Source organism: Mesorhizobium sp. WSM4823 (genome assembly GCF_055811195.1).
Genome location: NZ_JBVVQL010000002.1, coordinates 581,748 through 599,254 on the forward strand (window position 1 = coordinate 581,748; position 17,507 = coordinate 599,254).

Sequence of the window (17,507 nt, forward strand, 5' to 3'; positions counted from 1 at the left end):
CATCGATAAGTCGAATTGGGTAACTCGCAGGGAACGAAGGTGACATGACATCGAGGGAGGAGCGAGAATATCTTTTCATCGACGGTGGTTGCCTGCGAGCAACCGTCAGGAAGATTTGTCTGGATTTGTTTCGCGATGCGAGCGCCTATCAATCGCATGTTGCACCGATGACAGGTGGGGGCTACGCTAAAATTTTTTATTACGATGCCGTTCCAGGCAAGACGCACAATGAAACGCAGGCTGCCTATGAAGCTCGCGTGCAGCCAGACCACGATCGGTTTGCGAAAATTCAGGCGCTCGATCGGGTCCACGTTGCCCTCGGGCAAATTGTGGGGGTGGTTGATAAGCGACAAAAGGGCGTGGATGTCCGATTAGCGGTTGATATGATGACCCACGCTTTCCGGGCAACATATCGAAAGCAACACTGTTTGCAGGCGATTCCGATTTCGTTCCTCTTATCCATCCTTGGTCAGTGGGGGATTGCACGTAACTCTTTGGCACCCACCGCAGGCGAACGCTGAATTGAAGGGTGCGGCGGATAGCACGCGCTTATTTGACTTCAAAGCCAACCACAACTGTTTAACTGCTAATGGACAGCAGTCAGCATTCCAACTCGGAGGCTCTGGGGGCAGTCTGCATCCTGGGGGCGATGGCTTGATCAATATTGTGACTTTGGGTAAACATGAATATGCGGGCAGTTGGAAGGGTGGCACTCTGAGAGTGTGGCGACGCGGCGATCCTGGAACCGGTTGGTCCTATGTTGATTTTTCTGCACCTGATGGCAGCTTGGCGAGAGCGCTAACCGCATTCGATTTGATCTACCCTTGGGGTATTGCGGCCGCAGGTGAAGGGTGGACACCGTCGCAGATCTCTTCGCAGGCTATGTCGCCGCGCTTAAGGCCGCGGGTAAGCCCTCCTGGAAAGAGACAGAAAAGGGTCTCAACAAAATCGCCAACACCCTCGGCCGCCATCGGCTGGCCCGCGAAATCGACCCTGAGGAAATTGTCGAGGTAATCCGCCCAATCTATGAGCGCGGCGCCCGTGCCATGGCAGACCACGTCAGAAGCTATGTCCACGCCGCCTATAGCTGGGGCATGAAATCCGAACACGATTATCGGAACTCATCACCGCGCCGGTTCCGCATTCCGTTCAATCCCGCTTCCGCGATTCCGACCGAGCCGAAGGTGCGGGGCACACGCTGGCTCGATGAGGCCGAATTCGCCCGTCTCTATTGGTGGCTCGACTGCCCTGACGTCCCGGTCCACCCCTCCTATCCGCGCGCAATCCAACTCATCATGCTCACCGGCCAGCGCGTTGAAGAGATCGCACGTCTCCATGTGGAACAATGGGATGCGGCCGAAAAGATAATAGACTGGTCGAAGACGAAGAACGATCAGCCGCACGCCGCGCCCGTACCGACCCTGGCTGCAGAAGTCATCGAGTCCATCACTCCCAACGAATATGGCTGGTACTTCCCATCGGCGAACGATCCATCCCGGCCGGTCAGCCACGGCTCGCTCTACAGTTTCGTCTGGCGGCAACGAGATCGCGGGGTGATACCCTACGCGACCAACCGCGACCTGCGCAGGACTTTCAAGACGCTCGCGGGCAAAGCCGGAATCTCCAAGGAAATGCGCGATCGCCTGCAGAACCATGCTCTTCAGGATGTCAGTTCGAAGCGCTGGCGCTGATCCGCGACGACAGCGTGTGGAGCCAATTGGTGAAAAGCGAGTGGGAAGCTCCCGAGGCATTCGTGATCTGGAGGTTTCATTTCCCACATGGCGTCGACAACTCGGGCTTTGTGGGTTGGTTGGCCACACATCTGAAGCAACGTTTTGGCACTGGCGTGTTTGTGATCTGCGGCCAAAACACCCTTGATGGCGGTATCTTCGACTACTGGGCCTGCCCCTGGGAACTGCGCAACCAAGTTCTCCCTGAGGTGCAAGGCTTGGTACTGCCAGCTTGATTGCAAGACGTTTGTATTCTCGGATGCCATTAGGCCAGCAATGGCGGTTCATTATTGCGCGGCAAAGCGACTTCCGAATGCGCCACCTCTCATACCCGCCCTGCACATCGACACGACCGAGTTGAAGACGCGGGATTCCCGATGAGCGACCCCTAGCCGCGTTTGATCGGGCGTCTGCTGCGCCATCGCGGTCGACCCCAACGACGCCTCCATAAAGGGAGAAGCTCCCGTAGCACTCGATCCGGCGCCTCCTCCGCGAGGTAATGCCCTGCTTCGATTGGGCACCCGGTAATACTCCTGGCAAACTGCTCCCATCCCTCAATCATCTTGAAACGCTGCCACACCGATTGCGCGCGCCACAGTAGCAAAAGAGGCGCTTCAAAGCGTCGCCCGACATCAGCCGCATCATGACCAAGTCAATTGTGCCGCCAGCGCGATAATCCTCGCACATCCCGTGCTTTGACGCTCATCTTTCAGGACACGCAGAGAGTCTGCGGACAACCATGCAACAGAAACAAAGCGCGCCTTCACCTCCAAGCCGGTAGTTGATCATGATTTCATCCACGGACATGCCGCCCGTGCGAAAATTCTCAAAGAACATCGTTCCATCTCCACACGTGTCACGGCGCCGGATGATTAAGCCAAATAGGAGGCGTTCTTCGTCGGCATGGTCGCCGATCATCTGGCTCGGGCATCACCCTGTTCCACTCCTGGAGCCCGTGCCACCGGCACGCTTTCGCCGCAGGTCGCGCGTCCCGGTTTCGTCGCAGCAACCCTCCGCTTAGCTGATCCGCCGCCGTTGCAGCACCGCGGCCGTCCCAACACGTCGTGTTTTCCTGTTTGGTCGGTCCGATCTCATTCGGATCGTTCTGTGCGAGTGTTTGGAAACGAAACCCTATCTGTCGGTGCGCGAAATCGATGAGGAGAGTGAAACAGACGGGAACGCGTAGGAACTTTCGCGATCGCGGAAGTTACTTGGATCGCCATGGTCGGTACTTTTGCAACGGCGGACCCCAATCCGCCGGCCGGCGCCCTACAGGCAATCTACCCCACGCCCCCCAAGCGGCGCCGGTCACTCCCTCAAGAGATGAGTAGTCTTTCGTAGCGGTAGAATCGGCCGCGTGCCGCGTTGCCCTACTAGTTTTGCCTATTCGGTTACTCTCTTCGGCCTCGCGACCGAGATGCGATGCTAGTTGGCTACAATCCAGTCGGGTATCTGTCGCGATCTTGATGCTTCGGCCCTTCTGGATGATCTTGGCGAAATCGCGGTCGAATATCTCTCGCGCACTAGCGAGAGACACAGACGGGTAGGAGCCGATCTTCTTTTTGACGCGCTTCTTGTCGCGCCACTGTTGCGCCATCCAGTCGGCCGTCACGCGGGTCGGCATAGGCTTCAGAATCAGGATGAGCCGGCCAGTGCCGTGTCCGTCGCCGTCGACAAGTGTTTCTTGCTTGCCACTTTGCTCAGTGCGCTTGATTGCGGCGCGTATTTCTCCATCGGAAATGATCGGCATGCTCGTTCTCCCCTGGATTGAGAGTGGGCTTTGCCGACGGATGAGAAGTGGGGTTTGCACCCACCGAAAAACTAGGGTCGGCAGTTGGGGTCTGTAGGGGTTTTGATCCCCCGAAAACCACCCCGAATCTGCCACACTAGCCGGGCTTACGACAAGTCAGAGAATGCAGATGAATCAGCGAGATAGAGTGTGATCCTGCGGGATCGAAATAGGCACTTTTGGATGGTTACTGCCGAGCCGTCGGGAGCACCCCAGCGTAGCATTGGCGGCGATCGATGGCCGCCAAAATGCTCAGACCGCGTCGGGCGATGACTGCTCTGCTCCCCTTTCTGGTCGTTGAGCAGACGGCAGGCCGATCCCGAAAGCGGTCATCTGGCGCGACTAGGCGCGGCCGCCCATTGCGCCAAAGACAGACGCTGGAAAAGGCCAAAGGCAGACGCTGGAAAAGTTCGTTGCGCAGTGAGCTACGCGATCCAGAGACGCCGGACATGGTGCAGCGACACTACGGGCGGTTCTACCGCAGGACAAGGCAACCATCGCAGCGCAGGTGATCCGGAACTTTGCGGAATGGTGCAACACGTTCTGGAGCACTTGCACAATCAGGTGGAGGCAACCGGCAACCTGCTCGGTCTCAGGCGCCCGCAGAACAAGATATTTCCGCTCCGACTGCAAAAAGCCAATCCACCAGGGCCAAACTCGCGATCCTCAGAATGTCAGGCGCATCCTACTGAGCCCGGATCGGCCTCATCGCCAATGTACTGGGCGTCACTGAACCAAAATGAACTCGCCGCCATCACTCGTTCGATGCAGCGGAAAGAGCCTTGAGATCAGCTCACTTCGCCTCCGATCATCGCAATGGTTCGGACTACCCTGTCCGCGACACGGGTCGATGCTCCAGCCGCCATGAGCATCTGCGGCAAGACCAACCATTCCAGCGACCAGGCTGCACCAGAACGCTCCTGCTCATGGATCAGCGCATGATGCATTCCCGACAACTGGACTGCGTTGTAGCGGGCGAGTGTCACCAGCATCTCGGCATCGATGGGGTTGCGCTTGTGCGCCATGGCGGACGATGAACCGCCGCCCGCCAGTTGAAGCTCGTCGCCTGCCTGCGCCATCAGCGCGACGTCCTGACCGAACTTGCCAAGGCTTCCCGTCACAAGCGACAGCCAGTTGGCGAGCTCGGTGACGCGATCGCGCTGACTGTGCCACTGCGGCGCGTCGCCGAGGCTCAGCCGCTCGGCCACCGCGGCACGGACGGCGGCGCCCTTGTCTGCGAAGTTCTCAAGTGTCCCGACGGCGCCGCCGAACTGGATGACGAGAACCGATCTTCGTACCGATTGAAGCCGCCCGTGGTGGCGGACAAGCGGTTCGCGCCAGCTTGTGACGCGGTCGGCTACGGAAATCAAGATCGCCGCCTGCATACGCGTCCGGCCCATCAGCTGCCGGCCACCAAACCGATGGTCGAGATCTGCGAAGGCCGCCACCAGAGCCGAAAGCCGTTCTTCCAACAGGTCGATACAGGCGCGAATTCGCAGGATCATGGCCGTGTCGCTCACGTCCTGACTGGTAGCACCGAAATGCACATGCTCCGCATGCGGCTCTCCCACTGCCTGCCTGATCTGCCGCACGAGCTCCGGTACCACGACGCCGTCGCGCGCCGTTGCGTCCCTCAGGGCCACAATATTCGGCCGGAAGTTGTCGAGGGTGCGTCCGATTGCGCTTGCTGCAGTCGCCGGGACGATGCCGAGTGCGCCTTGTGCGTCGGCGAGCGCTTTCTCGAATTGCAACATCGTCGCAAGTTCGGCCTCGACGCCGAGCAGCGTCGCCATCTTCTCATCACCGAGAAGTCCGGACAGGAGTGGATTGTCGAACGCTGCGATCATATGTCGAAGAAAACCGTCTCGTTCGTGCCCTGGAGGTGAATGTCGAATTTATAGATGTCGCCATCGCGTCGTGCGACCAGCGTTGACACGCGCTCTCTTTGCTCAATGCGAATCAGGACGGGATCCTCGGCGTTGGCCGTTTCCTCGTCGCTGAAATACATGCGGGTGTGAATGCCAATGTTGATTCCACGCGCGACGATCCAGACCGTCAAGTGCGGCGCCATCATGCGGCCGTCAAAAAAGGGCACGCGGCCGGGTTTGATGGTCTCAAACATGCACGCGCCCGTCGTCATGTCGGTGGGCAGCCGGCCCCAGCCGGTAAAATTCGGGTCGGCGAAGCCGCGCACATCCGAAGGCGTATTGTAGATGCCGGCGGCGTCCGCCTGCCAGATCTCCACAAGCGCATCTTTCAGCGGCGAGCCGGCGCCGTCGATCACCCGGATATTGACCCTGATGCGCTCGCCCTTGGTCTTGTCGTTGACCATCGTGGCGCCAAGGTCGCGTTCATAGATGCCCGAGATGCCGGCAAAGTTGGGCGTCAGCCCAATGTGCACGTAGGGTCCCGCGGTCTGCGAGGCGCTTTCCTTCAGCCGACCGAGATCCTGGACCATCAGTTGCCCTCGATGCGGTTTTCGAACAGCGTCGAGCGGCGGCCGCGCAGTACAATGTCGAATTTGTATGCCCGCGCATCCATCGGGATCGTTGCCTCCATGTCGAGCGCGGCGGTGAGGCCTTCGATCGCGCGGCGGTCGTTGATGGTCCGCACGATCGGGCACCTCCAGATCATCGGGTCGCCCTCGAAATACATCTGGGTGATCAAGCGCTGCGCGAAGCCGTGCCCGAAGATCGAGAAATGGATGTGAGCTGGACGCCAGTCGTTGGGTCCGTTGGGCCAGGGATATGGCCCCGGCTGGACCGTGCGGAAACAATAGGAGCCATCCTCGCCGGTGATGGTGCGGCCGCAGCCGCCGAAGTTCGGATCGAGCGGCGCGAGATAGGTTTCCTTCTTGTGTCGGTAGCGTCCGCCTGCGTTGGCCTGCCATATCTCCAGCAGCGCGCCGGCGACGCCGATGCCGCGCTCGTCGAGTACGCGGCCATAGACGAGGATGCGCGGCCCGATCGCGCTTTCGCCCGGCCCGGCAAAATTGTGTATGAGGTCATTGTCCAGTTCACCGAGAATATTGTGGCCGAAGACCGGCCCCGTAAGCTCCGACAGGGTGTTGTTGAGTGAAAGAAGCGGCCGTTGCGGCGAGCGCAGCACGGAAGTCTTGTAGGCTGGCGTGAAGGCCGGCGGATGCCAGTTGCGGTCGCGCTGAAAGAAGGCGCCGATTTCCGGCGTGCGGTTGGCGGGAAAGCGCGAGTTAGTCATGATTTGCCGGCTTGAGCATCCATTTCGTCGAACGTCTTCCTGGCGATCTTCATCGCATGATTTGCCGCCGGTACCCCTGCATAGATTGCCACATGCAGCAGCACCTCGCGTATGTCGTCGCGCGTCGCCCCGGTATTGACGCCGGCGCGGATATGCATCGCAACCTCTTCATCCTGCTTCAGCGCGGCGAGCAGCGCGATGGTGATCATAGAACGCTCGCGCTTGGTGATGTTCGGCCGCGACCAGACGTGGCTCCATGCAGCCTCCGTGATCAGTTCCTGGAAAGGAATATCGAATTCGGTCTTGGCCGCCTCTGCGCGGTCGACATGGGCGTCACCCAGGACGGAGCGGCGCGTCGCCATCCCTTCGACGTGTCGGGCGCCGTGTTGTGGCTTGCTCATTTGCGCTCTCTTCGCATGTCGTTCAGGAAGCCACGGATCAGCCCGGCGAGCCTTTCTGGCTGCTCGACGCATGGGATGTGGCCCGCACCGGCGATGACCTCCAACCCTGCGGCGGGGATTGAGCGGGCCAGCGATTCCACCAGGTCAGGCGGCGTCGATCCGTCCTGGTCGCCGACAATGCAGAGCGTCGGCACTTTGATCGCGGCGGTCGTCGCGGTGAAATCGGCGTCGCGGACAGCCGCGCAGGCAGCAGCATAGCCGGCCGGATCCTGGCGCGTCAGCATCGTTTTATAACCCGCCAGTTCCTCGCCGCGATTCTTATGGAAATCCGGTGTGAACCATTTTCGCATCACGTCGTCGGCAAAGCTCGCGATACCCTCCGATAGGGCCGCGTTGATGCGCCCGTTCCACATCTCGGCCGTGCCGATTTTCGCTGCCGTATCGCAAAGGATCAACCCCTCGATCAAATCCGGCCGCGTCTTGTAAAGGCATTGCGCAATGATGCCACCGATCGAAAGCCCGCAGATCACTGCACGTTTTACGCCAAGATGGTCGAGCAGCCCGGCAAGGTCTGCGGCATGGGTCATGATCGTTTGCGGCGCGTCACCCAGTTCGCTCAGACCGTGTCCGCGCTTGTCAAACGCAACGAACGTATAGTCGTCGGCGAGCCTTCGCTGGAGCTCGTTCCAGATGCGCATATCCGTACCGAGCGAGTTCGCGAAGACGACCGTCGGCCTTCCAGCTACGGGACGATGCCGGTAGTGGATCGTCGCGCCGTTAATCCGAGCAAAGGTCATACCGGTCATATCTTTGGCATTCCTTTGGGCCGCATCAGCCGTTTTTGCGCGGCGATGCGGAATGGTGCGTTCGGCGCACCATAGCCTGCATAAGCGCCGCGCCGTTCAACGAACTCGATAATGAACCCCTCTCCGAATGTCGGCGCATAGAGCTGGAAAAATTCGCCGTTGTCGTCGCGATCATAAAGGATGTTGGCTGAGCGCAATCGATCGGCGACCTCCGGATCCAAACCGAAGCGCGCTTCTACGTCGTCGTAGTAGTTCATCGATATCTGAAGCGGTTCGAAGCCGTTGGCCTGTAGCCTCGCCGCCGTCGCAAAGATGTCATCCGTCGCGAGCGCCAGATGCTGGACGCCGGAACCAAAAGTTTCGGCAATGAAATGACCAGCCAGCGTGCGGTGACTCTCGGCGCCGTTCAGCGTGAGGCGGAAGCGCTTGTCCAGACCTTCGATCACCTGACTGCGCACGAGGCCGGCCGGATCGACGATGTCGACCATGGGGGTTTTGGTCGTCCGGAAGATCGAGACATAGAACAGCAGCCAGCTCGGCATCTCCTCCTGTGCCATGGTCTGCCCGACATGATCGATGCGGGTGAGGCCGACGCCGTTGCCGGAAGTTTTCGGCCTAACCGGTGTGAACTCTATGTCCCAGACCTTCGCCAGGTCGGTCTTGGCGTCGAGGAAGTAGATCAGCCCGCCACCGACGCCGCGGATCGCCGGGATCGACAACTCGCCGGGCCCGACGCGCTGATCGAAAATCTCAGCCCCAAGCGCCGTGGCGCGCGCTACGGTCGCGGTGGCGTCCTCGACATTCAGGCCCATCGCATATGCCGACGTGCCATGAACAACAAAGGAAGAATGGGCGAAGCCCTGCCGCTCGGTATTGATGACAATATTGATCTCGCCCTGGCGGTAGAGCGTGACGTCCTTCGAGACGTGCCGACCGGCCTCGACAAAGCCGAGCATGCGCAGCAGCGATCCAAGCTGTCCGGCGTCCTGGCGATCGGCCGCGAACTCGATGAACTCGACCCCTCCGACCCCGATGCGGTCGGGCATGGGCGGGATAGCCATGTCAAGTGCCGGTTCTTCACGCCGCACCTGATCCATCAACCACACGAGCGAACGCCGTCCGTCGACGGAAATCGCCTTGGCCGACCCGCCACGGAACTGGTCGTTGAAAATCTCGAGCGAGAGATAGCCATCATAACCGGTTGCCGCGACCGCCTGCATGAACTGTCGCACCGGCAGATCGCCTTCGCCTGGCATGTTGCGAAAGTGCCGGCTCCAATAGAGCAAGTCCATTTCGATCAGCGGCGCGTCGGCGAGTTGGACAATGAAGATCTTGTCCGCGGGTATCGAACGGATGGAGCCGAGTTCAATCCTGCGGGCTAGCGTGTGGAAAGAATCGAGAACCAGCCCGATGTTCGGGTGCTCGGTCCTGCGCACGATTTCCCACGCGTCGCGATGATCGTTGACGTGACGCCCCCAGGCCAGTGCCTCGTAGCCCACGCGCAGGCCGCGCTTGGCGGCGCGCTCGCCAAGCTCGTGAAAGTCCATGGCCGCCCGGTCGACACCGCCAAGCGAGACCGGCGACACCGACGAGCATACCAGCATCAGGTCGGTGCCGAGTTCCTGCATGACGTCGAACTTGCGCTCGGCACGATCAAAGGCGCGGTTGCGCTGGGGCTCCGGTAACCCCTCGAAATCCCTGAACGGCTGGAAGAGCGTTATGGTCAGACCTGTGTCACCAGCCATTCGGCCGACGTCGCGCGGTGAGCCATCAAAGGCGAGGAAATCGTTCTCGAAGATTTCAACACCGTCGAAGCCCGCGGCGGAAATTGCGGCGAATTTCTCCGCCAGGTCACCGGCGATCGACACCGTCGCGATCGAAGTCTTCAAACGCGCCTCCTCCCTGGTTGTTATGAACGAACCAGTTCGTACATAAGTTAAGGCAACGCTGGCAGCACCGCAAGTTTCGGCGCGCTCAGCGTTCTGCGGGAGCTTCGTCCTTCGCGACGAAGCGCAACAGCATCTCCACACTGTTGCGCTTCAGCCGCTCGAGTTGTGCCGGCGCGCCGAAGTCGCGTCCGAAGATCATCGAAAAGGTGGCGCGATTGGAAACGTTGAAGAAGCACAGCGCGCTTACCTGCCAATGGAGTTCGACCGCGTCGAGTCCCGGCCGGAAGACCCCCTCTTCGACACCGCGTGAATAGATGCGAGAGATATGGTCGATCGCAGTCACGTTCAGTTCGCGGATCGCATCCGATTGTTCGAGATACTGGCCGTGATGGATATTCTCGATCATCACCATGCGGATGAATTCCTCGTGTCGGTGATGGTGGTCGAACGTGAACTCCACTAGGCGTGTCAGTGCCGCCACGGGGGGCAAACCTTCAATATCAAGTTGGGCCTCGCCCTCGCGCACCTGGCGATACGCGTTCTCGAGCGCGCGCAGGTAGAGGCCCTCTTTATCGCCGAAGTAGTAGTAGATCATGCGCTTGCTGAAGCGTGTGCGCGCCGCAATCTCGTCTATGCGCGCGCCCGATAAGCCGTTCAGGGCAAACTCCTTGGAAGCGATCTCCAGGATGTTGCGTCGCGTGCCCTCAGGGTCCTGAATACGCGCCGTGCTCGTTTCCGGCTTCGGCTTTCGTTCTTTCTTGATAACGGCCATGCAGTTTGAGTTCCCGCCCGGCGTCAGCCGGCAATTGACTAAACTAACCAGTTAGTACATCATTCGCAAATCGCGACGGACTTATTTACCGGCGCGTCTGTCGTGAACACAAGGGCGATCCAAGAATTGCCGCACGTGGGCCAGGAGGCGGCCCGCACAGGGAGGAATCTCGGGAGATGGGCGACAGCCTTGTCGACTTCCTTTGCCGTCTTGCGGACGAACACAAGGGTGCCGCCGGCGGCGACAGCGAAAAGGTCGTGATTGGCCTTGTCGGACGCGGCATTCAGTCCTCGCGCACTCCCGGCATGCACGAGCGTGAAGCCCAGCGCCTTGGCATCGGCTATTCGTACCTTTTGCTCGATTTCGACAGGCTCGGATTTCCGGACACGGCGATCGGCGACTTGATCGCGGCGGCGCAAATTGCGGGCTTTCAGGGCCTCAACGTCACTCATCCTTTTAAACAGGTTGTCATTCCCGTCCTGGATGCGTTGTCGCCGGAAGCGCGCGCAATAGGCGCGGTGAATACGGTCGTGTTCGCCGGCGGACGAAAGGAAGGCCACAACACCGACGGCTGGGGTTTCGCGGAGAGTTTTCGCGAAGCGATGACAGGCGCATCGATGGGCAGTGTCGCGATGTTCGGCGCCGGCGGAGCGGGCGCCGCAGTCGCAAACGCGCTGATGGAAATGGGCGTTGGCCGGCTGTTCGTCGTCGACAGCCAACCTGATCGCGCCTCGGACCTGGCGTCGCGCATGGGCGCCTTGTTCGGCGGCCGTGTCGAAGCGTGGCCGGATCCGGCCGCAGCCGTGCGCATGGCAAACGGCATCGTCAACACGACCCCGGTGGGCATGGCGAAATACCCCGGAACACCGTTCGACACGGCTCTTCTGACAGCCGAACAATGGGTCGCCGACATAATCTATTTCCCGACCGAAACAGAGCTGTTGCGCGCTGCTCGTGCGATCGGCTGCAGAACGTTGCCGGGCATCGGCATGGCGATCTACCAGGCCGTCCGCGCGTTCGAACTCTTCACCGGGCGCAAGGCCGACCGCCGCGCCATGGCAGATCACTTCGAGGCCGCTGCATGAAGGCAATGACACCTACAATCGTATGAAGACCACTGGGAGGAAGTCGACATGAAAACTGAAATGAACCGACGTATGTTTATGGTCGCCGCCGGCGCACTCGCCGCCGGGACCGCCATTCCCGCGCTCGCGCAGGACAAACCGAAGCTACGTTTCTCGGCTGTGTTCTCGGAACAAGATATCCGGGCCGAGATGATGAAAATGTTCGCCGACGCCATCAAGGACGACTTTGCTTTCGAGGGTTATTACGGCGGCAACCTGTTCAAGCAGGGCACCGAACTTGTCGCCATCCAGCGTGGCAACCTCGAAATGGGCAACATCGCCCCGCAGGACATCTCCAAGCAGATTCCGGCCTGGTCTATCGTCACCGCCGGCTACCTGTTCCGTGACGCCGCGCACCTGAAGGCATTCTTTGCCGGCGACGCCGGTGCGGAGCTGAAGAAGATGACCGAGGACCAGCTAGGCGTGAGGGTGCTCGGCCCCACTTATTTCGGCCTGCGTCAGGTCGGCCTGAAGCCCGATAAGGAAATCAAGACTCCCGCCGACTTGGCCGGCATCAAGCTGCGTATGCCGGGTGGCGACGCCTGGCAATTCCTCGGCCAGGCGCTCGGCGCGAATCCTACGCCAATGGCCTACGCCGAGGTTTATACCGGCCTGCAGACAGGAGCGATCGATGGGCAGGACAACCCTCTGCCCAACGTGGAGAACATGAAGTTCTACGAAGTCATGTCGCAGATCGTACTCACCTCGCACCTTGTCGGTTTCGACCTTCTCAGCATCTCGAAAAAATTGTGGGACGAGATGGGGGCCGAGAAGCAGGCAAAGGTCCAGGCCGCGGCTGACAAGGCGATCGACTTCTCGACAGAAAAACACCTGACGCGCGAGAAGGAACTCGTTGAAACATTCAAGGGCAAGGGCCTGAAGATCTACGAGCCCGACGTCGCTGCATTCCGCAAGCATGTGCAGGAGCAATATCTTGCCTCCGACCTGGCCAAGGAATGGCCGGCCGGGATGGTCGACAAGATCAACGCGCTTTGACGCGACAAAACTCGCCGGCCGGTCCGCTTGTGACCGGCTGGCCCGAACGCGTTTAGCCAGACGACGCCAGGGAGGCATGATGAACCCGGGATTGAGAAAGGTCGGCGGCTGGCTATACCGGCGCGCCGAGAACGCCATCGCCATCGCAATCGGCGCCATGTTCGCCGCGTTTCTGCTCCAGGTTGCTTTTCGCTATCTTCTCAACTGGCCGACGGGCTGGAGCAACGAGCTCACCGTCGTACTCTGGATTTGGGTTGTGCTGTTCGGCGCAGCGTTCGTCGTTCGTGAAGAAGAGGAAATCCGTTTTGATCTCCTCTACGCCGCAGTCGGTCCGGACATAAGGCGAGCGATGACGCTCGCCTTCGCGATCGCTCTCGTCGCGCTCTATGGCTGGTCCTTTCCGGCCGTCTTCGACTATGTGACCTTCATGAAGGTCGAGAGCACCGCCTACCTCAAGATACGCTTCGACTGGCTGTTCTCGATCTACCTCGTCTTCGTGGTCGCCGTGATCGCCCGCTACCTGTGGCTCGCGTGGCGTGCTCTGCGCGGCGAAGCACCGGCGGAATTTGACCCCACGAAAGCGAGCTCCGGCGTATGAGCCTCGCGAGTCCCTTTTCGCTGTCAGTCGTTGCGATCACAGCGCTGGCCTTGCTTGGCCTGCCGATCGGTCACTCGATGATCGCCGGGTCGATCCTCTATCTCTGGCTTGCAGGGCTCGACATGGGCACGTCCGCCGAGCAGCTCCTCAACGGGCTCTACACGAGCTACATTCTGCTTGCCGTGCCGATGTTCATTCTCGCCGCGGAGTTGATGAACGCCGGAACAATGACCGACCGGCTGCTGCAATTCTGCAACGCTGTCGTCGGCCGTTTCCGCGGCGGCCTGGCGCAGGTCAACGTGCTGCAGTCGATCATCTTCGCCGGCATGTCCGGCTCGGCCATCGCCGACGCCGCGGGCACCGGCAAGATGATGCAGCAGCTCATGACCAAGGATGGCAAGTATCCGGCGAGCTATGCCGCTGCGCTGACAGCCGTCACCTCCGTCATTGGCCCCATCATTCCTCCGTCAATTCCGCTGGTCATCTTTGCGCTGATCTCGGATGCATCCATCGGCTACCTCTTCATTGCGGGTATCGTGCCGGGCCTTCTTCTCGCCCTGTCGCAGATGATCATCGTCGCCATCGACGCGCGCCGGAAGAACTTCCCGGTCGAGAAGCCGGTGCCGCTCAGGGAGTTTCCGGGGATCACCTTGCGAGCGTTTCCGGCGCTGATGCTGCCGGTCGTTCTTCTGGTCGGCATAAGGGGTGGCGTGATGACCCCGACCGAGGCCGCGGCGGTCGCCGCCGGCTACGCGCTGCTCATCTCGGTCGCGATCTATCGCAGCGTGACGCTGGGCCAGATCTACCATGCACTTCTCAACAGCGCTCGCACCACGGCCTCCATCGGCATGCTCATCGCCGGCGCCCTGGTGTTCAACTACGTTGTCACGGTTGAGAACATTCCGCAGTCCCTGTCGGTGATCCTGCAGTCCTGGGATCTTTCGCCGATGGGTTTCCTGATCCTCGTCAACATCCTGCTGCTGATCCTGGGCTGCGTGCTGGAGGGCACGACTATTCTGCTGGTAATCGTGCCGGTGCTGATTCCGACGGCGAAAGCGCTCGGCGTAGACATGGTGCATTTCGGCGTGATGGTCGTCGTAAACATCATGCTCGGGCTCGTCACCCCGCCCTACGGCTTGCTGCTGTTCATCATGACCCGCATCGCAGAGGTGCCGCTGCGCGAACTGGTGCACGACGTAATGCCGTTTCTCTACGCCATGATTGCCGCCCTGATGCTGATCACCTTCTTCCCATCGCTGGTGCTGTGGCTGCCGCGCCTGCTGGGCTATCAAGGATAGGACCATGACCAAGCCGATCTTCGTTCTCAACGGCCCAAACCTCAATCGCCTAGGCAGCCGCGAGCCGGAAATCTACGGGACGACGACGCTTGCCGAGATCGAGACGATGTGCCGGAAGGCCGCAGACGGGCTTCCAGTCCGCTTTCACCAGTCGAATTTCGAGGGCGAGATCGTCGGCTGGATCCACGAGGCGATCGACGAGGGCGCCGGCATCATCATCAACCCGGCGGGCTTCTCGTTCACCTCGATTGCCATCCTCGACGCACTCAAGATGTTTCCTGGACCGATCGTTGAGCTCCACATTTCCAACATCCACCGACGCGAGGAAATCTATCACAAATCGCTCGTCTCGACGGTGGCGACGGCGGTCATCGCCGGTTTGGGGCCGCGAGGATACGCCACCGCGGTCAATTCGCTGAAGCAACTGATGGAAGGTTAGGTAAGGCCACAGGCAAGGCGTGAAATCCGCAGCGGGAATATACTAACTGGATAGTACGACAATCGTCTCGTTAAGATCGCCAATGGGAAGGAAAAAACATGTGCCCTCCGGGATGCCTGCATTCAATCTGTGAGAAAGCCACACGTAGAGGTCTTCTCAAAACCGGCTTCACTTTGGGCCTCGGCGCCGCCGCCGCGGCGTTTCCTGGTACGCCACGAGCCCAAGCCGCTCCAACGAGCTTCACCGAGACGGTCGACCTTTCGCACGCGCTCTATGAAGGGTTTCCGACCTTTAGCGGCGAGAAATGGTTCACCGTCGAACATTTGGTCACCTTCGCAAAGGACAAGGTGAACCTGAACCGCTGGACGATCGTCGAACACAGTGGCACCCATATGGACGCGCCCATCCATTTTTCGGCCGATGGTTTGACGGCCGATCTGATTCCCATCTCCGACCTGATCGTGCCTGTCGCAGTCATCAATATTGCTTCGCGGGCGGCCGAGAATGCGGACACATCTCTCACCCCCGACGATATCAAAGCGTGGGAGGCAAAGAACGGGCCTCTTCCGGAGGGATGCTGTGTGGTGATGAATTCCGGATGGCACAAGCTTCTGGACGATCCAAAGTTCACCGGCAATGACGGCGAGAAGAGAAATCATACCCCCGGCTTTCACGTCGAGACTGCGCAATTCCTGATAGGCGAGCGGAATGTTAAGGGCATTGGGGTCGACACCCTCTCCCTCGACACGGGGCTTAACTCGGGCGGGGCGTTTCCGGTCCACTACGAATGGCTTGGAAGCGGTCGCTGGGGCGTCGAGTGCCTTGCAAATCTAGACGCGATTCCTGAAGTCGGGGCGCGTCTCTTCCTCGGGATTCCGAAGGTGAGGGGCGCGACGGGCGGGCCGACTCGGGTGATCGCGCTTCTCTAGATCCACCCGGTTACGACTTGCGGTAAAAAGACGTTCTGTGGGCTCGGGAGTTTTGCGGTGAGGCGATTTGTGATTCCAGGTGTGGATGTGGACCAAACAGAGCCGTGGGCGGATGGCCCAGATCGACCGATAGTGTATCGCCATGTCTGAACCCTGTATTATCGCCGTTGCGATCACCGGCTCGCTGCCGCGCAAGGAAGACAATCCTGCGGTGCCAATCAGCGTGGTCGAACAGATCGAGTCGACCCAGGAAGCCTTTGAAGCAGGTGCGTCACTGGTGCACATACACGTGCGCAATGACGATCAGAGTTCATCGTCTGAACCAACGCGCTTCGCTGCCGTTCAGGCGGGGGTGCGTAGGCACTGCCCAGGCATAATCGTCCAGTTCTCGACCGGCGGGCGCGGTCGTGATCCTGCCGCGCGGGGCTCGGCACTTTATCTGAAGCCGGACATGGCCTCGCTCTCGACCGGTTCGGTCAACTTCCCATCCATGGTCTACGAGAACCCTCCCGGCCTGATCGGTGATCTCGCAACCGCGATGAAGGCAAATGGCGTGCAGCCGGAGATCGAGATCTTCGACCTCTCGCACCTTCACACTGCCAAGCGGCTGGCCGACGGGGGACTTATAGGTGAGCGCCCGCACATCCAGTTTGTCATGGGCGTGCAAAACGCACTGCCTGCGGAGGAGAGATTGCTCGACGTGCTCCTCAGGGAAGCGAAACTCCTGTTTCCACAATCTACCTGGACAGCGGCTGGAATAGGCCGCAACCAAATGATCGTAATGCATTGGGCGCTGGCACGCGGAGCAGACGCAGTGCGTACCGGACTTGAGGATAATATCAGGATCACCAAGGAACGCCTGGCGCGCAGCAACGCAGAGCTCGTCGAACTCGCGGCGGCCTCAGTCGAGAAGCTTGGCCGGCGTGTGGCCACTGTCAACGAGGCGCGCCAAACGCTTGGTCTGGCGTTAGGATCGTAATTCCCCCCAAAGCTGCGAATTCGACGCACCATATGCCACGATCGCTATCACTGGCCCAGCGGCTCGCAGCCATGAGGGACATAAGAGCGCCTCTGTTCGCTTAGCTACCTCCATCTCAAGGAAGGCGATCAATCGAATGCGATATTGGCTATCGTCGCCGCGGCGCCGCGCCGTCGATCTTGAAGCTTGATGAAAAATGGCAACAGTTAGCGAGTGCGCTTTTGGGGCACGCAGCGATCCCGTCGGATGCAAGTTTTCTTACAGTGCTACCGTTGCGGTTAGCCGGACGTGCTACATGTCTTCGAGCTGTGCGAAAGCGCGAAAGTTTTCCGGTATCTTTCGACTGGCTGGTCGTCTCGACGACGCGGGTCACATCTGTTGCAGGTGATAAGCAAAACTCATCTGGCAGATCGCTTCACCACAGTGGGCGTTCGATGATGCCACCTTCGAGCGTAGTGCGGCAGCCTTCGACAATGGGGCCGTATGTTGACCAAGAGGAAAACAGGCGGGCCACCATTCGCCACGCTGCGATATGGTTCGA

16 protein-coding genes and 2 pseudogenes are annotated in these 17,507 nt (G+C 60.1%); 10 read left to right on the forward strand and 8 right to left on the reverse strand.

Translation table 11 applies throughout. The features are described from left to right. Positions 1-44 precede the first annotated feature (44 nt). The 3 genes and pseudogenes from AC0L26_RS07630 to AC0L26_RS07640 all read left to right on the forward strand — a co-directional run bounded on the left by AC0L26_RS07630 (position 45) and on the right by AC0L26_RS07640 (position 1,966). On the forward strand, positions 45-521 hold the full coding sequence (locus tag AC0L26_RS07630; RefSeq protein WP_473631990.1) for a PIN domain-containing protein: 477 nt from the start codon (positions 45-47) through the stop codon (positions 519-521). A 327-nt stretch (positions 522-848) separates the two neighbouring features. Further along, positions 849-1,685 (forward strand): annotated as a pseudogene (locus tag AC0L26_RS07635) (tyrosine-type recombinase/integrase); the annotation flags it as partial. 35 nt (positions 1,686-1,720) lie between these two features. After that, on the forward strand, positions 1,721-1,966 hold the full coding sequence (locus AC0L26_RS07640) for a DUF6196 family protein (RefSeq protein WP_473631991.1): 246 nt from the start codon (positions 1,721-1,723) through the stop codon (positions 1,964-1,966). A gap of 1,208 nt (positions 1,967-3,174) precedes the next feature. On the opposite strand, the pseudogene AC0L26_RS07645 reads toward AC0L26_RS07640, so the two are convergent. The 8 genes and pseudogenes from AC0L26_RS07645 to AC0L26_RS07680 all read right to left on the reverse strand — a co-directional run. Then, a pseudogene (locus AC0L26_RS07645) lies at positions 3,175-3,480 on the reverse strand (site-specific integrase); the annotation flags it as partial. Between the two features lie 827 nt (positions 3,481-4,307). Further along, on the reverse strand, positions 4,308-5,366 hold the full coding sequence (locus AC0L26_RS07650) for a 3-carboxy-cis,cis-muconate cycloisomerase (RefSeq protein ID WP_473631992.1): 1,059 nt from the start codon (positions 5,364-5,366) through the stop codon (positions 4,308-4,310). Beyond that, positions 5,363-5,977, reverse strand: a complete 615-nt coding sequence (pcaG, locus tag AC0L26_RS07655) for a protocatechuate 3,4-dioxygenase subunit alpha (protein WP_473631993.1) — start codon at positions 5,975-5,977, stop codon at positions 5,363-5,365. Before pcaG ends, AC0L26_RS07650 begins: the two co-directional genes overlap by 4 nt. Then, on the reverse strand, positions 5,977-6,735 hold the full coding sequence (gene pcaH / locus AC0L26_RS07660) for a protocatechuate 3,4-dioxygenase subunit beta (protein ID WP_473631994.1): 759 nt from the start codon (positions 6,733-6,735) through the stop codon (positions 5,977-5,979). Before pcaH ends, pcaG begins: the two co-directional genes overlap by 1 nt. Then, complete coding sequence (gene pcaC / locus AC0L26_RS07665) at positions 6,732-7,136, reverse strand: 4-carboxymuconolactone decarboxylase (protein WP_473631995.1); 405 nt, start codon at positions 7,134-7,136, stop codon at positions 6,732-6,734. Before pcaC ends, pcaH begins: the two co-directional genes overlap by 4 nt. Next, a complete protein-coding gene (gene pcaD / locus AC0L26_RS07670; protein WP_473632150.1) occupies positions 7,133-7,933 on the reverse strand; it encodes a 3-oxoadipate enol-lactonase in 801 nt (266 codons plus the stop codon). Before pcaD ends, pcaC begins: the two co-directional genes overlap by 4 nt. Positions 7,934-7,938: 5 nt before the next feature. After that, positions 7,939-9,831, reverse strand: coding sequence for a bifunctional sugar phosphate isomerase/epimerase/4-hydroxyphenylpyruvate dioxygenase family protein (locus AC0L26_RS07675; protein WP_473631996.1), 1,893 nt, complete (start codon positions 9,829-9,831; stop codon positions 7,939-7,941). Between the two features lie 85 nt (positions 9,832-9,916). Further along, entirely contained in the window at positions 9,917-10,603 is a 687-nt protein-coding gene (locus AC0L26_RS07680; RefSeq protein WP_473631998.1) for a TetR/AcrR family transcriptional regulator, read from the reverse strand. 176 nt (positions 10,604-10,779) lie between these two features. Here AC0L26_RS07680 and AC0L26_RS07685 point away from each other — a divergent pair, with 176 nt between their 5' ends. The 7 genes from AC0L26_RS07685 (at position 10,780) to AC0L26_RS07715 (ending at position 16,966) form a co-directional block, all read left to right on the forward strand. Then, the gene (locus AC0L26_RS07685; protein ID WP_473631999.1) at positions 10,780-11,688 is read left to right on the forward strand and encodes a shikimate dehydrogenase; all 909 of its coding nucleotides are present in this window, start codon (positions 10,780-10,782) and stop codon (positions 11,686-11,688) included. A 48-nt stretch (positions 11,689-11,736) separates the two neighbouring features. After that, a complete protein-coding gene (dctP, locus tag AC0L26_RS07690) occupies positions 11,737-12,723 on the forward strand; it encodes a TRAP transporter substrate-binding protein DctP (RefSeq protein ID WP_473632000.1) in 987 nt (328 codons plus the stop codon). Between the two features lie 79 nt (positions 12,724-12,802). Further along, the gene (locus AC0L26_RS07695) at positions 12,803-13,321 is read left to right on the forward strand and encodes a TRAP transporter small permease (protein ID WP_258122900.1); all 519 of its coding nucleotides are present in this window, start codon (positions 12,803-12,805) and stop codon (positions 13,319-13,321) included. After that, positions 13,318-14,619 carry a TRAP transporter large permease gene (locus AC0L26_RS07700; protein ID WP_473632001.1) on the forward strand — a complete coding sequence of 434 codons (1,302 nt, stop codon included), beginning with the start codon at positions 13,318-13,320 and terminating at the stop codon, positions 14,617-14,619. Before AC0L26_RS07695 ends, AC0L26_RS07700 begins: the two co-directional genes overlap by 4 nt. Before the next feature lie 4 nt (positions 14,620-14,623). Next, on the forward strand, positions 14,624-15,058 hold the full coding sequence (locus tag AC0L26_RS07705; protein WP_473632002.1) for a type II 3-dehydroquinate dehydratase: 435 nt from the start codon (positions 14,624-14,626) through the stop codon (positions 15,056-15,058). 173 nt (positions 15,059-15,231) lie between these two features. Then, positions 15,232-15,987, forward strand: a complete 756-nt coding sequence (locus AC0L26_RS07710) for a cyclase family protein (protein ID WP_473632003.1) — start codon at positions 15,232-15,234, stop codon at positions 15,985-15,987. 142 nt (positions 15,988-16,129) lie between these two features. Further along, positions 16,130-16,966: a 3-oxoadipate:acetyl-CoA acetyltransferase gene (locus tag AC0L26_RS07715; protein WP_473632004.1), complete on the forward strand. Its 837-nt coding sequence runs from the start codon at positions 16,130-16,132 to the stop codon at positions 16,964-16,966. The last annotated feature ends 541 nt before the right edge of the window (positions 16,967-17,507 follow it).

What these genes read in the sequence shown, in the direction of transcription:
- AC0L26_RS07715 (WP_473632004.1), top strand. Translation starts at nt 16,130, where the DNA reads ATGTCTGAACCCTGTATTATCGCCGTTGCGATCACCGGCTCGCTGCCG.
- pcaG (WP_473631993.1), bottom strand. Translation starts at nt 5,977, where the DNA reads ATGGTCCAGGATCTCGGTCGGCTGAAGGAAAGCGCCTCGCAGACCGCG.
- dctP (WP_473632000.1), top strand. Translation starts at nt 11,737, where the DNA reads ATGAAAACTGAAATGAACCGACGTATGTTTATGGTCGCCGCCGGCGCA.
- AC0L26_RS07630 (WP_473631990.1), top strand. Translation starts at nt 45, where the DNA reads ATGACATCGAGGGAGGAGCGAGAATATCTTTTCATCGACGGTGGTTGC.
- AC0L26_RS07680 (WP_473631998.1), bottom strand. Translation starts at nt 10,603, where the DNA reads ATGGCCGTTATCAAGAAAGAACGAAAGCCGAAGCCGGAAACGAGCACG.
- pcaH (WP_473631994.1), bottom strand. Translation starts at nt 6,735, where the DNA reads ATGACTAACTCGCGCTTTCCCGCCAACCGCACGCCGGAAATCGGCGCC.
- AC0L26_RS07685 (WP_473631999.1), top strand. Translation starts at nt 10,780, where the DNA reads ATGGGCGACAGCCTTGTCGACTTCCTTTGCCGTCTTGCGGACGAACAC.
- AC0L26_RS07695 (WP_258122900.1), top strand. Translation starts at nt 12,803, where the DNA reads ATGAACCCGGGATTGAGAAAGGTCGGCGGCTGGCTATACCGGCGCGCC.
- AC0L26_RS07650 (WP_473631992.1), bottom strand. Translation starts at nt 5,366, where the DNA reads ATGATCGCAGCGTTCGACAATCCACTCCTGTCCGGACTTCTCGGTGAT.
- AC0L26_RS07700 (WP_473632001.1), top strand. Translation starts at nt 13,318, where the DNA reads ATGAGCCTCGCGAGTCCCTTTTCGCTGTCAGTCGTTGCGATCACAGCG.
- pcaC (WP_473631995.1), bottom strand. Translation starts at nt 7,136, where the DNA reads ATGAGCAAGCCACAACACGGCGCCCGACACGTCGAAGGGATGGCGACG.
- pcaD (WP_473632150.1), bottom strand. Translation starts at nt 7,933, where the DNA reads ATGACCTTTGCTCGGATTAACGGCGCGACGATCCACTACCGGCATCGT.
- AC0L26_RS07705 (WP_473632002.1), top strand. Translation starts at nt 14,624, where the DNA reads ATGACCAAGCCGATCTTCGTTCTCAACGGCCCAAACCTCAATCGCCTA.